The sequence below is a fragment of the Pseudomonas sp. DrBHI1 genome (assembly GCF_002205115.1).
GTDB lineage: Bacteria > Pseudomonadota > Gammaproteobacteria > Pseudomonadales > Pseudomonadaceae > Aquipseudomonas > Aquipseudomonas mosselii.
Map to the genome: position 1 here is coordinate 21,973 of NZ_NIBE01000123.1, position 15,366 is coordinate 37,338.

General features: G+C 67.2%; 6 protein-coding genes. 3 read left to right on the forward strand and 3 right to left on the reverse strand.

Annotation, left to right across the window (positions count from 1 at the left end; translation table 11 throughout):
• From CC207_RS22595 to CC207_RS22605, 3 genes are all read right to left on the reverse strand, one after another.
• Positions 1-7,644, reverse strand: a 7,644-nt coding sequence (locus CC207_RS22595; RefSeq protein WP_143496167.1) for a non-ribosomal peptide synthetase, incomplete at its 3' end; no start/stop codon positions are given.
• On the reverse strand, positions 7,641-11,045 hold the full coding sequence (locus CC207_RS22600; protein ID WP_088852789.1) for a non-ribosomal peptide synthetase: 3,405 nt from the start codon (positions 11,043-11,045) through the stop codon (positions 7,641-7,643). The genes CC207_RS22600 and CC207_RS22595, both read right to left, overlap by 4 nt.
• A 214-nt stretch (positions 11,046-11,259) precedes the next feature.
• Positions 11,260-12,243 carry a TauD/TfdA family dioxygenase gene (locus CC207_RS22605; protein WP_088852790.1) on the reverse strand — a complete coding sequence of 328 codons (984 nt, stop codon included), beginning with the start codon at positions 12,241-12,243 and terminating at the stop codon, positions 11,260-11,262.
• 238 nt (positions 12,244-12,481) lie between these two features.
• Here CC207_RS22605 and CC207_RS22610 point away from each other — a divergent pair, with 238 nt between their 5' ends.
• The 3 genes from CC207_RS22610 to CC207_RS22620 all read left to right on the forward strand — a co-directional run.
• Positions 12,482-13,675 carry a PepSY domain-containing protein gene (locus tag CC207_RS22610; protein ID WP_028692198.1) on the forward strand — a complete coding sequence of 398 codons (1,194 nt, stop codon included), beginning with the start codon at positions 12,482-12,484 and terminating at the stop codon, positions 13,673-13,675.
• Positions 13,676-13,789: 114 nt separating this feature from the next.
• Entirely contained in the window at positions 13,790-14,989 is a 1,200-nt protein-coding gene (locus CC207_RS22615) for a PepSY domain-containing protein (protein ID WP_088852791.1), read from the forward strand.
• Positions 14,986-15,366, forward strand: a 381-nt coding sequence (locus tag CC207_RS22620; protein ID WP_256582252.1) for a thiamine pyrophosphate-binding protein, incomplete at its 3' end; no start/stop codon positions are given. The genes CC207_RS22615 and CC207_RS22620, both read left to right, overlap by 4 nt.

The following is a 15,366-nucleotide window of genomic DNA, read 5'->3' on the forward strand; positions in this document are numbered from 1 at the left end:
TTCCAGTGCCAGGCGCTGGCGGATGCGCGAGGTCACCTGGGTGGCCAGCAGCGAATGACCGCCGAGTTCGAAGAAGTTGTCGTGCAGGCCAACCTGCTCGACCTTCAGCACTTCGCTCCAGATCGCGGCCAGTTGTTGCTCCAGCGCCGTACGCGGGGCCACGTAGCCCTGTTGTAGCTGGCTGGCGTCGGGCTTCGGCAGGGCCTTGCGGTCCAGCTTGCCGTTGGCCGTCAGCGGCCACTGCTCCAGCACCAGGAAGTGGGTCGGGACCATGTAGTCCGGCAGGTTGGCTTTCAGGTGCTGTTTCAGCGTGTCGCGCAGGGCGGCGTGGTCGGTGGATGGGTCTTGAGCGATCAGGTAGGCCGCCAGTTGCTTGCCCCCTGCCCCGTCGATATCCAGCACCAGCACTTCGCGCACGGCGGCGTGCTCTTGCAGGCGTGCCTCGATCTCGCCCAGTTCGATACGGAAGCCTCGGATCTTCACCTGATGGTCGATCCGCCCCACGTACTCGATCACCTCCTGGCCGCGATATCGCGCCAGGTCGCCGGTGCGATACAGACGTCCACCTTCGCTGGAGAACGGGTCCGGCACGAAGCGTTCAGCAGTCAACGAGGCACGGTTGTGGTAACCGCGTGCCAGCCCGGCATGACCGACGTGCAGCTCGCCCGTGCAACCCTTGGCCACCGGATTGAAATCGGCATCCAGTACATACATCGACAGGTCCGGAATCGCCGCACCGATCGGGCTGCCCGGCTGTTGCGTATCGGCGAAGCGGATCGGCCGGTAGGTCACATGGACCGTGGTCTCGGTGATGCCGTACATGTTGATCAGGTTGTCGCAGTCCTCGCCGAAACGCTCGAACCACGGTTGCAGTGCCGCCACATCCAGGGCTTCGCCACCGAAGATCACATAGCGCAGTGCCAGATCATCAGCACTGTCACAGGCCACCCGCATCAGCGGCTTGAACGCCGATGGGGTCTGGTTCAGTACGGTCACGCCCTGCTCCACCAGCAGCTGGTGGAAGTCTTCCGGTGAACGAGTCACTTCACGCGGCACGATCACCAGGCGACCGCCGTGCAGCAGCGCACCGAAGATCTCCCACACCGAGAAGTCGAAGGCGTACGAGTGGAACAGCGTCCACACATCCTGCGGGCCGAAGCCGAACCAGGCATCGGTGGCCTTGAACAGACGCAGCAGGTTGTGATGCGGCAGCAGCGTGCCTTTCGGCTTGCCGGTCGAGCCCGAGGTGTAGATCACATAGGCCAGGTTGTCCGGCTGAGTCAGGTGCTCGGGGTTTTCATCGCTGTAACCGGCCAGGTCATCTTCCAGCTTCAGGCTGCGAACCTGCGCCGGCACGGGCAGATCGGCCAGCAGATGCCCTTGAGCCAGTAGCAGTTGAATGCCGCTGTCTTCCATCATGTAGCTGAGCCGATCCTGCGGATACTCCGGATCCAGCGGTACATAAGCACCACCGGCCTTGAGGATCGCCAGCAGGCCGACAATCATCTCGAACCCGCGCTCCACGGCGATGCCCACCAGCACATCCGGCCCCACGCCCTGCTCGCGCAGCTTGTGCGCCAGGCGGTTGGCGCGGCGGTTGAGCTGGCCGTAGCTCAGCGATTGCCCGGCGAAGGTCACGGCGACCGCCTCAGGCGTACGTGCTGCCTGCGCCTCGATCAGCTCATGGGCACACGCCGTGCTCGGATAGCTGGCCACCACCTGCTGGTCCTCCACCGGCAGGCTAAGCCCACCCAGTGCACGCTCACCGTCAGCCGCCAACTGCGCAAGCAAGTGCTGGAAGTGCCCCGCCAACTGGTCGATGGCCTGTTCGCTGAAGCACTGGCGATCGAAACTGAAACTCGCCTCCAGGCGCTCACCTACTTGCACCACCAGGGTCAGCGGGTAGTTGGTCTGCTCCTGGTTGAGCACCTCGCCAAACAGCAGCCCCCGCGGCGCGCCCTGTTGCAGCGCCTCGGCGACCGGGTAGTTCTCGAAGACCAGAATATTGTCGAACAGCGCCTCGCCGCTCCAGCCGGCCCAGCGCTGGATCTCGTACAGCGGCGTGTGTTCGTGTTCGCGCAAGGCCAGGTTAAGCGCCTGGACCTGCTGCACCCACTCGTCAACGCGCTGCTCGGAACGTGGGCTGGCGACCACCGGCAAAGTGTTGATGAACAGCCCCAGTTGCTCCTCGACACCCGGTAACTCGGCCGGGCGTCCGGATACGGTGGCACCGAAGGTTACGCTGGCCTGGCCGGTGTAGCGCTGCAACAGCAGCAGCCAGGCCGCCTGGACCAGGGTGTTGAGGGTGACGCGCTGGTCCCGGGCGAAGTCCGCCAGCTGCCGGGTCTGCTGCGCCTCGAAACGCAGCGCCAGCGCACCATGGCCCTGCCCCTGGGCCGAGGACTTGAACGCCTGGACCAGACGGGTCGGCTCTTGCAGCTCAGCCACCTGCTCACGCCAGAAGGTTTCGCTGGCCTGCTGGTCCTGGCCTTGCAGCCACTGGATATAGTCGCGGTAACGGCTGGTCTTGGCGCCCGGCGTCACACCACTGTAGCGCTGCAGCACTTCGCCCAGCAGGCGCGAGCTGCTCCAGCCATCCATCAGAATGTGATGGCTGGTGTAGATCAGGTGATGACTGTCATCACCCGTGCGGATCAGCGTCAGGCGCAGCAGCGGGCCGCTGGCCAGGTCGAAACCGGACTGGCGCTCGGCCTGGGCCACGGCATCCGGATCCTGGGGCGGGTCGAGTTCGACGAAAGGCACCTGTACCTGACGGCGCACCACCTGCACCGGCGCCGGCAGATCCTGCGGGAAGCAGCTGCGCAGCACTTCGTGGTTGTCCACCACCGCCTGCCAGGCCGTCCGGAAACGCGCCATGTCCAGCCCGCGCACATCCACGCGCAGCTGGTTGATGTAGTTGCCCGCCGCCTGCTCGTAGAGGCTGTGGAACAGCATGCCCTGCTGCATCGGCGACAGCGGATAGAGGTCCTCGATGTCCCCGGCCACCAGCGGCAGGCCATCCAGTTGCGCCTGGGTCAGCTCGGCCAACGGGAAGTCAGACGGCGTGACGCCCTGGTGTGGCGCCTGGGCGCAGTGCTCGACCAACTCGGTGAGCACCTGCTCGTAGCGACGCGCCAGGGCCTCGATGGTCTCGGGGCGGAACACCTCGCGGCTGAAGCTCCAGTCCAGTTCCAGCTCGCCCTGGTAGACCTGACCGGTGATGCCGAGCCAGTTGCCCAGCGGGCTGTCCAGATCCTGGGTGGCGCCGCCGCCCTCGCTGGCCGGGGTGAACAGGGCGCCCTCGGCCTCGGCGAAGCTGCCGTCGAACTGGCCCAGGTAGTTGAAGGTCACCCGTGGCTGTGGCAATGCCGCCAGGCGCTCGCGCAGGTCGGGCTCGCCGAGGTAGCGCAGCACGCCGTAGCCGATGCCTTTGTTCGGCACCGCGCGCAACTGCTCCTTGATCGCGCACAGCGCCGCGCCCAGCGCCCTGGCCGGCGTCAGGCGTACCGGGAACAGACTGCTGAACCAGCCCAGGGTACGGCTGAGGTCCAGTTCCGGGAACAGGTCCTCGCGGCCATGGCCTTCGAGCTGTATCAGGATCGACTCGTCTTCGGTCCAATCGCACAGCACCCGCGCCAGGGCCGCCAGCAGCAGATCGTTGACCTGGGTGCGGTATGCAGCGGGTGCCACCTGCAGCAGTTTGCGAGTCAGCGCGGTGTCCAGACGCGACGAGGCATGGGCGACGTGACGGTTGGTCTGGGCGCCCGACGGATTGTCCCGGGGCAATTCATCGCCAGCGGCTGCGAGGCCGTCCAGCCAGTAATCGGCTTCGGCCAGCAGTTCGGGGCTGCGGGCATAGGCGCCAAGGCGCTCGGCCCAGGCCTTGAGCGAACTGCTCTTGGCCGCCAGCGTCAGCGGCTTGCCCGCGGCCAGGGCGGTGTAGGCCAGTTGCAGGTCTTCCAGCAGCACCCGCCAGGACACCCCGTCGACCACCAGGTGGTGGATCACCAGCAGCAAACGCTGCTGGCCTTCGGGCAGGTCGACCAGCAACGCCCGCAGCAGCGGCCCCTTGGCCAGGTCGAGGCTGCGCTGGGCCTGCTCGGCCAGGGCCGGCAGCTCGGCCACATCATTCAACGCGCGAACCCAAAGCATGTCCTCGGCCTTGCCGGCCTGGAACTCGGCCTGCCAGGTATCGCGCTGGGTGAAGCGCAGGCGCAGGGCGTCGTGCTGGTCGACCAAAGCCTGCAGCGCGCCCGTCAGGCAGTCGGCGCGCAGCGCCTGGGTCGGCTTGAGCAGCAGCGCCTGGTTCCAGTGCTGGCGTTCGGGAATATCGGTTTCGAAGAAACGCGCCTGGATCGGCAGCAACGCCAGCGTGCCATTGACCTGCTCGAGCGCCGCGGCCTTTTTCTCGATGCGCTTGGCCACCGCCGCCAGCTGGCCGATGGTCTGTTTCTCGAACAATTGCTTGGGGCTGAGCTTGATGCCCTGGCGCTTGGCCCGGGCGATGATCTGCAGGCTGAGGATCGAGTCGCCGCCCAGCTCGAAGAAGTTGTCGGTGCTGCCGACCTGGTCGAGCTTGAGCACCTCGGCCCAGATCGCCGCCAGGGCCTGCTCGATCTCGCCGACCGGCGCGGTGTACTGGCGCCGGGCGACACCCGGTGCCGGCAGGGCGCGCTTGTCGAGCTTGCCGTTGGCGGTCAGCGGCAGGCGCTCCAGGACCAGGATCTGCGCCGGCACCATGTAGTCCGGCAGGCGGTCCTGCAATTGCTGGCGCAAGGCTTCACCCTGCAGTCCCTGCCCCACGCACCAACCCACCAGTTGCAGGCGGCTCTCGTCACCGTCCACCGGCTGGGCCAGGACCACCGCTTCGGCGACACCGTCCAGCCCCAGCAGCACCCGCGCCACTTCGGCCGGCTCAACGCGATAACCGCGCACCTTGACCTGGTCGTCGGCGCGGCCGATGAATTCCACCTGGCCCGAGCGGTTGCGCCGCACGCGGTCGCCGCTGCGGTACAGACGCTGGCCCGCCTGCGTCGGGTCCGGCACGAAGCGTTCGGCGGTCAGGCCCGGCTGGCCCAGGTAACCCTGGGCCACGCTGGCACCGCCGATATACAGCTCGCCCGCGACCTGGTCGGCCACCGGGTTGAGCACATCATCGAGCAGCAGCACATGGGCGCCCGGCAGCGCCGTGCCCACTGGCACGGCGCGGGCCTCGGCGGCGAGGGTCGAGACCTCGTGGGTCAGCACGCCGACCGTGGTCTCGCTCGGGCCATAGTGGTTGATCAGGCGGCAGCCCGGCTTGAGCCGGCGCACCTGCTCCACCAGGGCGGGCGTGCAGGCCTCGCCACCGACGATCAGCGCCTGTTCGGGCAGCACATCGGCGGGCGTGCCGGCCTGCAGCAGCGCCGCCAGGTGGCCGGGGACGATTTTCAGCACGCCGACCCGGTGTTCGGCCATGTAGCGAGCGAAGGCGTCCGGGTCGAAGCCCAGCGCCTCGGGCAGCACGTGCAGCAAGCGCCCGCCGCACAGGGCGCCGAACAGCACGGTGTGGCCCAGGTCGGCGGCGATGGTCGAGACCAGCGCCATGCTCGCCTCCGGCGCCGGCGCCAAGCGTTCGAGCAGGCCGGCGACGTAGCTGGCCAGGGCGCCATGGCTGACCAGCACGCCCTTGGGCTGGCCGGTGGAGCCGGAGGTGTGGATCACATAGGCCGGCGATTCGGCCCACAGCGTGATGGCTGGCGCGCTGGCTGGCAGGTGCTGCCATTGTTCGGGCACATAGGCCAAGCACAGGCGATCGGCGCCGGCCAGGCTGGTCAGTCGCGCATCGCCGGCGGCGCACAACAGTACCTTGGCCTGCGCCGCGTCGAGCATCTGCCGCAGGCGCGCCTCAGGCGCCTTGGTGTCCAGCGGCATGTACACGGCGCCGGCCTTGAGAATGCCGAGCATGCCGGTCAGCCAGTCCAGCGAACGCTCCATCAGCACCGCGACCGGCTGGCCGCGGGTCACGCCCTGGCGTTGCAGGTAATGGGCCAGGCGGTTGGCGGCCTGATCGAGGGCATCGAAGCTCAGGCTGTGCTCCAGGCTGCGGGCGGCGAGCGCCTCGGGCTGCCGTTGCACCTGCTGCTGCCACTGCTCCAGCACCAGTGCCGGCGCCTCGCGCTCCGGCGCCTGCCCGACACGCAGCGGCGCGGCCAGGCGATGCAGCGGCAGTTGCGGCGCGTCGAGCAACTGGCCCAGCAGCTCGATGAACGCCGGAATGAACGCCTCCACCGTGGAACGCTGGTAGAGGTCGCTGGCGAAGGTCATCTCGCCATGGATCAGCTGGCCGTCGTCGGTGATGTCCAGCGCCAGGTCGAAGTGGGTGCCGACCTTGTCCAGCGGGTACTCGGCGACGCTCAGACCCGGCAGGGCCAGCGAGCGCTGGCGTTGCATGCCGACGTTCTGGTTGAACTTGACCTGGAACAGCGGGTTGTGGCCCAGGTTGCGCTCCGGCACCAGCGCGTCCACCAGTTGCTCGAACGGCAGTTCCTGGTGCGCCTGGGCACCGAGCACCGCTTCGCGCACCTGGGCCAGCAGGTCGTCGAAGCTCAGGCGCTCGTCCACCTGGCAGCGTAGCACCTGGGTGTTGACGAAGAAGCCGATCAGCCCCTCGACCTCGGCGCGGCCGCGGTTGGCGTTGGGCACGCCGATGCGGATATCGCGCTGCCCGGCCTGGCGCGAGAGGAACAGCGAGAAGCCCGCCAGCACCAGCATGAACAGGGTCATGCCCTGGGCGCGGGCGTAGCCGCCCAGGCGTCGGGAAAGCTCGGCACCGAAGTCGAAGCTCAAGGTCTGGCCGTCGAAGCTCTGGGTCAACGGGCGGGCAAAATCAGCGGCCACTTCGAGCAGCGGCTGCTCCTGGCCCAACTGCTGGCGCCAGTAGTCGAGCTGGCGCTCGCCCTCCCCGGCCTCCAGCCAGCTGCGCTGCCAGATCGCATAGTCGGCGTACTGCACCTCCAGCGCCGGCAGCTGCGGCGCCTGGCCCTGGCTGAAGGCCTGGTAGCTGTGCACGAACTCCTTGACCATCACGTCCATCGACCAGCCGTCGGAGACGATGTGATGCATGCTCACCAGCAGCACGTAGTCTTCAGCCGCCAGCCGGTACAGGCTGGCACGCAGCAGCGGCCCGTGCAGCAGGTCGAAGGGTTGGTGGCTGGCCTCGCGCACCTGCGCGGCCAGCTCGGCCTCGCGCCGCTCACTGGCGACCTGGGTGAGATCGACCTGCTCCAGCGGCACGACCTGGGTTTCGAGGATTACCTGGCGCGGCTGTTCGCCATCGACCTGGAACACCGTGCGCAGCGCCTCGTGGCGTGCCACCAGGTGCTCGAACGAGCGCCGCAGGGCCGCCACGTCGAGCCGGCCGCTCAGGCGCAGGCCGGCGGCCATGTTGTAGGCCGCGCTGTGCGGTTCCAACTGCCAGAGGAACAGCAGGCGCTGCTGGGCGAAGGACAGGGGGATGCTGGCGAAGTCGTGACGCGACTCGACCACCGGCAACAGGCTGAAGTCCTTGCCGTCCTCGCGCAGCTTGGCGAGGAACTGCCGGCGCTGCGCCAGGGGCAGGCTGACGAACCGTTTCGCAATGCGTACCGCCATGTTGCCACTCATGCCTCAACCCCTTCCAACGAACTCATGAACGCATCCATATCCGACCAGTCGTCATCCTTATCGCCACCCTCCAGGCGGCCCAGCTCGGCGGCCAGGTCGCCCAGCGCCGGGTGTTCGAACAAGCTGCGCAACGGCAGCACCAGGCCCAGCTGGTCCTTGATCCGCGCCAGCACCTGGGCGGCCAGCAACGAGTGCCCGCCCAGCTCGAAGAAGTGATCGTCCAGGCCGACCTTGGCCACGCCCAGCACCTGCATCCAGATCTGCGCCAGTTGCTGCTCGATGGCGCTCTGCGGCGGCCGATACTCAGCCTGCAACGCGCTCGGGTCCTGTACCGGCAGGGCCTTGCGGTCCAGCTTGCCGCTGGGCGTCAGGGGCAGGCGCGGCAACAGCAGCAGGTGGCCGGGCACCATGTATTCGGGCAGGCGGGCCTTGAGCAGGCTGCGCACCTGCTGGCGGAAACGCGCCTGCTCGGCGGCATCCTGTTCGGCGGCGTCGGGTACCACATAGGCGACCAGTTGCAGGCCACCGGTCATCGGCAGGGCCAGCACCACCGCCTCACGCACGCCCGGGCACTGCTGCAGGCGCGCCTCGATCTCGCCAAGCTCGATGCGGAAGCCCCGCACCTTGACCTGGTGATCGACACGGCCGATGTACTCGATGGCGCCGTCGGCGCCCAGGCGCGCGCGGTCGCCGGTGCGGTACAGGCGCTCGCCATGGGCGAACGGGTCGGCGACGAAGCGCTGGGCGCTCAGCGCCGGCTGGCCATGGTAGCCGCGAGCCAGGCCCGGGCCACCGATGTACAGCTCGCCCACGGCGCCCTGCGGCAGCAGTTCGAGGTCATCGTCGAGGATGTACAACCGACGCTGCGCCAGGCCCTGGCCGATGGGGATGCCGCGCCAGGACACCGCCTCGTGGCCGAGCCCGGTGCAGTCATGGATGGTCGAGACCACCGTGGCCTCGGTCGGGCCATAGGTATTGAGCAGGCGCACATGGCCCAGCCCGGCCAGTTGCCACAGGCGCAACCCGTCCACCGCCATCGCCTCGCCGCCGACGTGGATCTGGCGCAACGCGCCGTAGTTGGCCGGCGGACGCGCCGCGAAGTCCTGTACCAGCCAGTACCAGTACGCGGCCGGCAGGTCGGCCAGGGTCACGCCGTGGCTGACCAGCACCTCGTGCAGGGCGGCGCTGTCCCACAGCCGGGTATCGCGCAGCACCACGCAGGCACCGTGGCACAGCGGCGGGAAGAACTGCTCGACGAAGCCGTCGAAGCTGCTGGTGGCGAACTGCAGGACACGGTCGCCTTCGCGCAGGTCGCTGTAGTCGATGGCGCGGGCGATGAACTCGCTCAGGGCGCCGTGGCTGATGGCCACGCCCTTGGGCCGGCCGGTGGAGCCGGAGGTGTAGATCACATAGGCCAGGTTGTCGTGCGTGACGGTAAGCGCCAGGTCGTCCGCCGGTACGTCGTCCAGCGCCAGTTGGTCCAGGCACAGGCAGCGCAGCCCATCCTGCGCCGGCAGGCCGGGCAAATGGGCGGTGGTGGTCAGCAGCCATTGCAGGCCGCTGTCCTCGAAGACATGGCCCAGGCGTTCGGCCGGAGCCTGCAGGTCCAGCGGCACATAGGCGCCACCGGCCTTGAGCACGGCGAGCAGGGCCACGGCCAGGTCCAGCGAGCGGTCCAGGGCCACGCCCACCAGCACATCGGGGCCGACGCCCTGGTGGCGCAGGTGGAGGGCCAGGCGATTGCTGCGGGCGTTGAGTTCGGCGTAACTCATCGACGGCGCCGCAGCGCCGTCGGCCAGGATCAGCGCCAGCGCCTCGCCGCTGCGGGCGGCCTGGGCTTCGAACAGGCGCTGCACCGGCACCCGCGGCGACATTTCGGACACTGGGCACAGCAGCGCCTGGCGCTCGGCCTCGGCCAACAGCGGCAACTCGCCCAGGCGCTGGCGCGGCGCCTGGCAGACCGCGCGCAGCAGGTTGCGCCAGTGCCCGGCCAGGGCGGCGATGGTGGTTTCGTCGAAGAGATCGGTGGCATAGGTGAAGGCGGCGAACAATTGCTCGCCCTCTTCCCGCGTATCGAGCATCAGGTCGCTGGTGGCGGCATGCTGGCGATGGCTGCCGGCCAACTGCTCGGCGCTCAGGTAGCCCACGCGCAGACCGCAGTCCAGACGCACGTCATTGAGGTCGGTAACCAGCGGCTGGTGGTTGAACATCACCTGGAACAGTGGCGTATGGCTCTGGCTGCGCTGGGGCTGCAGGGCCTCGATCAGCGCGTCGAACGGCAGGTCCTGGTGCGCCTGGGCACCGACCGAAGCCTGGTGCAGGCTGCGCAGCAGGTCGCTGAAAGGCGTCTGCGCGGTGAACTGGCTGCGCAGCACCTGGGTATTGACGAAGAAGCCGACCAGCCCTTCGGTTTCGCTGCGGTTGCGGTTGGCGATCAGGCCGCCGACACGAATGTCGGTCTGGCCGCTGTAGCGGTACAGCAGGGTCTTGAACACCGCCAGCAGCACCGTGGACAGGGTCACGCCGTGCTGCTGGGCCAGCTGCTTCAGGTCCTCGCGCAGGCCCGCGTCGAGCGTCAGCTCCAGGCGCTCGCCGAGGTGGCTGGGCTGGGCCGGGTAAGGCCGGTCGGTCGGCAGCTCCAGCAACGGGTGCTCGTCACCCAGCTGCTCGCGCCAGTAGTCCAGCTGGCGCTCGCGCTCGCCGGCCTCCAGCCAACTGCGCTGCCACAGCGCATAGTCGCGGTAGTGCACCTTGAGCTCCGCCAGCTGCGGCTCGCGCCCCGCCACCAGGGCGTCGTAGCTGCGCATGAACTCGTCGATCAGGATGTTCATCGACCAGCCGTCGGCGATGATGTGGTGCAGGGTCAGCAGCAGCACGTGCTCCTGAGGCGCCAGGCGCAACAGGGCGATGCCGAACAGCGGCCCGCCTTCGAGGTCGAAGGCCTGGGTGGCCTGGGCCGCCATCTGCTGGTGCGCGCGCTCCCAGCGCGTGGTTTCAGGCAGGTCGGCCAGGTCGAACAGCTGGATGCTCACCGGCGCCGGTTCCGCCACCTGCTGCAACGCCCGATCGCCGTCCTGGGCGAAGGTGGTGCGCAGGCATTCGTGGCGGGCGACCAGCAGGCTGAACGCCCGCTCCAGCGCCTCGACCTGCAGCTCGCCGTCGAGGCGCACGGCCATCGGCAGGTTGTAGGCGGCGCTGTGGGGTTCCAACTGCCAGAGGAACCACATGCGCTGCTGGGCGTAGGACAGGCCGTCGCGCTCGCTCAGGCCGACACAGGACGACATGGGCAGCTGCGCGAAATCAATGCCCTCGCGTCGCATCCCTTCGAGGAACAAGCGGCGCTTGTCCAGGGGCAACTCGATGAAACGGCGGGAAAGTTTCTGGGCGTCTGCGGCATTCATGTGTGAGGTCCTTGCTGGTCGGCGGCGCGACCGGAAGGTCCGGGCGCATCAACAAGAACGAATGGGCGCAGGGATGATTTAGCGGCAGGCGTTCTACGCTGGCGCCCCGGGGGCGCTGCGCGCCCCTTTCGCGACGCAAGGCCGCTCCCACAAGAATTCGCGCCGGCCTGCCGGAACACGAAAGGGCTGCGCAGCAGCCCTGGGGATCGGCAAATCAGGCCTGGTCCAGCGAATGCCCCTCGGCCATTGCCACGATCACCTTGCGCGGGCCTTCGAACGGCGCGCGGGCATGGGCGGCGAGCATGTTGTCGAGCATCATCACGTCGCCCTCCTGCCAGGGGAAGCTGATCTTGCAGTCCTCCAGCACCTTACGGATCTCGTCGAGCACCTCGTCCTCGATGGGCGAACCGTCACCGTAGTAGACGTTACGCGGCAGGTCTTCCTCGTCGACGATGTCCAGCAAGCTCTCGCGCACGTCGGCCGGCAGGTTGGAGATGTGGAACAGGTGCGCCTGGTTGAACCAGACCATGTCGCCGGTCACCGGGTGCCGTGCCACCGCCTGGCACACCTGGCGGGTACGCAGCTCGCCGTCATCCTTCCACTCGCAGGTGATGCCATGGGCCCTGCAGTAGGCCTCGACCTCCTCCTGGTCCTCGGTGTTGAACACCTGCTCCCAGGACACGTCCAAACCGTTGCCGAAGTTGCGCACGTACATCAGGCCCTTGCTGACGAAGCGCTCGCGGATATGCGCCGGCACGCGACGATAGACCTCGCGACTGTCGGCGATCGGCGTCTCGCCACCACTGCGGGCGGCAATCATGCTGTAGAACCAGATCTTCATCGGCCAGTCGCGGGAGTAGGCCTGCTCGTTGTGCAGCGGAATATGCTGGTGCGCCGGGTACTCGGTGGAGGTGTAGACCCCCTGGGTAACGTTGGTACGCGGCGTCGAGCCGAACTCGTAGTTGAGCAACGGATGACCGAAGCTGGCGGCGAACTGACGGAACTGCTCGGCGCCCTCCAGGCGGAATCCACGAAACAGGATGCCACCGTCGCGCGGCAGGTGTTCATCCACCAGCGCCTTGAGCTCGTCGAACACCTCCAACAGGTGGGTGTCGTCGTCACCCGCCTCCACCAGCAACGGCAAACGTCCCTGCTCCGGCAATAGCGGACGCACTGTAAATCCCACAGCAACACCCATGACGGGCCTCCTGTACACATTCGATGAAAGGGACCGGCGGCCCGTGGGCACGCTCGCGTCCGGTGATAGGAGGACGTTTCGAAGCGCGGGCAAATTAGTCGACCGTTCCCACACCCCGCAGGACTCCCTGGAAACACTTGCTTGCAATTGGCTCATCAGGTTTTGCCCTGCTCATGCGTCTCTTTCTGATACGGCCGGGCTTTTGCCCCTGAACTTCGCCATTGACACTGCGTACCCCATGTCGAAAAAGTCACGCTCGAAAATCTGGTTCCTCGTGCACAGCTGGCTGGCCCTGCCCATCTGGTTCTTCGTGCTGATCGTCTGCGTCACCGGCACCCTGGCGGTGATCAGCCGCGAGATCGTCTGGCTGGCCAACCCGGAAACCCGTGCCAACCCGCCTTCGGACGAGGCCCGGCGGCTTAACTACGACGAACTGCTGGTGGCCATGCAGCGCGATCAGCCCGGTATCGCCGTGGCCAGCCTGATGACCCTGAGTGAAGCGCACTTCGCCATGCTGTCGGACGTCACCTACCCCGACGGCCGCACGGTCCGGGTCTACGTCAACCCCTACACCGGGCATATCCAGGGCGTCACCCCGTCGTTCAACTTCGAGGAGTTCACCCGCGCCCTGCACGGTTGGTGGCTGGTGCCGCATACCAACGGCTACAGCTGGGGCTGGTACCTGGTGTCGCTGCTCGGCCTGCCGATGCTGGCCTCGCTGGTCACCGGGCTGGTGATCTACAAGCGATTCTGGAAAGGTTTCTTCAAGCCGACCCTGCGCTTCAACCAGGGCGCGCGGATCTTCTGGGGCGATTTTCACCGCCTGAGCGGTATCTGGTCGATCTGGTTCATCGCGGTGATCTCCATCACCGGCGTCTGGTTCCTGATCAAGGCCTTGCTCGCCGACAACCACATATCGATCTCCAGCGAGCCGATCGTGCCGGTGATCGCCCGGGAAAAGGTGCCACTGACCGCCGACGGCAGCCCGACGCCGATGATCAGCCCGGACGAGGCCGTGCGCATCACCCAGCGCGAGATCCCCGGCTTCGACGTCGACTATGTCGGTTTCCCCAGCAATGCCTACGCCCACCTGAGCATCGGCGGCATCAGCTGGTATCCGCTGATGTACCAGAAGGCCGAGATCAACCCCTACACCGGCGAGGTGGACGCCACGCGCCTGCTCGCCGACCGCAAGCCCCTGGAGTTCGTCACCGAGTCCATGCGCCCGCTGCACACCGGCGACTTCGGCGGCCTGCCGGTCAAGCTGATCTGGTTCTTCTTCGGCCTGTTGCTGAGCATGATGGTGCTCAGTGGCCTGCTGATCTGGAGCAAACGCACCGCCCTGGCCACCGCCAACGCACTCAAGCGCAGCCAGAAGCAGGCGCGGGTGGTCAAGGCGCCGGTTTCAACGGAGGTCACGTCCAGCCCTTGAAACATTTTCTTTCATTTGCCTTGGCAGCTTTCTGATTCTCATTCGTCCTTACTGATGCAGCCTTCCAGGTTGAGCACAGACTCGACCGTATTTTTATATGCAGAAGACCGAGCGATGGCCCGACAATCGAGAAAGAAATCCAATTCCAAGCTGTGGTTTTTGGTCCACAGCTGGCTTGCCCTGCCGATCTGGTTCTTCGTCCTGATCGTCTGCTTCACCGGCATGCTCGCGGTGGTCAGCCAGGAGATCGTCTGGCTGGCCAACGCCGATGTACGCGCCAGCAAGCCCGACGGCGACAGCCAGCGCCTGAGCTACCAGCAGGTGCTCGACGCCATGCACAAGGCCGAACCGGACCTGGCGGTGCGCTTTTTCAGCCAGCCGGACGGTTCGCACTTCGCCCTGCAGGCCTCGGTGACCCGCGCCGACGCCACCAACGCACTGCTCTACGTCAACCCCTACTCCGGGGCTATCCAGGGCCAGCGCCCGGACTTCGACTTCGAAGCGTTCACCCGCGCCCTGCACGGCTGGTGGCTGGTGCCCTTCACCAACGGCTACAGCTGGGGCTGGTACCTGGTGTCGCTGCTCGGGTTGCCGATGCTCGCCTCGCTGGTCACCGGGCTGGTGGTGTACAAGAAGTTCTGGCGCGGTTTCTTCAAGCCGCTGCGCACCGGCCACGGCCCTCGGATCTTCTGGGGCGACGTGCATCGACTGGCCGGCGTGTGGTCGATCTGGTTCATTGCGGTAATTGCCATCACCGGTACCTGGTTCCTGATCCAGGCGATTCTCGCCGACAACCACGTGACGATTTCCAGCGAGCCGATCGTGCCGGTGATCGCCCGCGAACAGGTGCCACAGACCGCCGACGGCGGCCCCGCGCCGCGTATCGACCTGGACCAGGCGGCACGCATCGCCAACCAGAAGATCCCCGGCCTGGACATCAGCTTCATCTCGCTGCCGGCCACCGCCTACAGTCACTACAGCATGGGCGGGCGCGGCTGGTACCCGCTGATGTTCCAGACCGCCGAGGTCAACCCCTACACGTCCAACGTCGACAGCCAGTTCCTGCTCCGCGACCGCTCCACCCTGGAGTTCGTCACCGAATCCATGCGCCCGCTGCATACCGGTGACTTCGGTGGCCTGGCGATCAAGCTGATCTGGTTCTTCTTCGGCCTGGTCCTGACCCTGATGGTGTTCAGCGGCCTGCTGATCTGGACCAAACGCACCACCCAGGCCACCCTCGCCGCCCTCAAGCGCGGCGAGCGTCCGCGCTCACGCGCCACGGCCAGCCCAACCACCCTGGAGGCCCAACCTTGAGCCAGACCGACACCCTGCCGCCAAGCGGCCTGAAGCAGCTGTGGCTGAAATGGCGCTTCCATTTGAACATCCTGCTGATCCTCATTCCCCTGGGCTTCATGCCCAAGTACTTCGCCGACGCCAGCCTGTTCCGCGGCGACAGCGGCCTGGGTGCCAATATCGTCAAGGATCTCAAGGTCGGGCGCTGGACCCTGGACCTGGCCGAACTGCGTGACGAAGCCCCGCGCGCCGAGGGCCCGGCCGGCTACTTCAAGGCCTTCAACGCCGCCTGCACGAGCTGCGACGAAGGCGTCAAGGCCATCTACCTCCGGGTGGGCAAGCCGCGCAGCCTGCGCGCCGCCGGCCCGATTTTCTTCGGCGCGCCGGCGCGCATGGGC

What these genes read in the sequence shown, in the direction of transcription:
- CC207_RS22600 (WP_088852789.1), bottom strand. Translation starts at nt 11,045, where the DNA reads ATGAATGCCGCAGACGCCCAGAAACTTTCCCGCCGTTTCATCGAGTTG.
- CC207_RS22605 (WP_088852790.1), bottom strand. Translation starts at nt 12,243, where the DNA reads ATGGGTGTTGCTGTGGGATTTACAGTGCGTCCGCTATTGCCGGAGCAG.
- CC207_RS22610 (WP_028692198.1), top strand. Translation starts at nt 12,482, where the DNA reads ATGTCGAAAAAGTCACGCTCGAAAATCTGGTTCCTCGTGCACAGCTGG.
- CC207_RS22615 (WP_088852791.1), top strand. Translation starts at nt 13,790, where the DNA reads ATGGCCCGACAATCGAGAAAGAAATCCAATTCCAAGCTGTGGTTTTTG.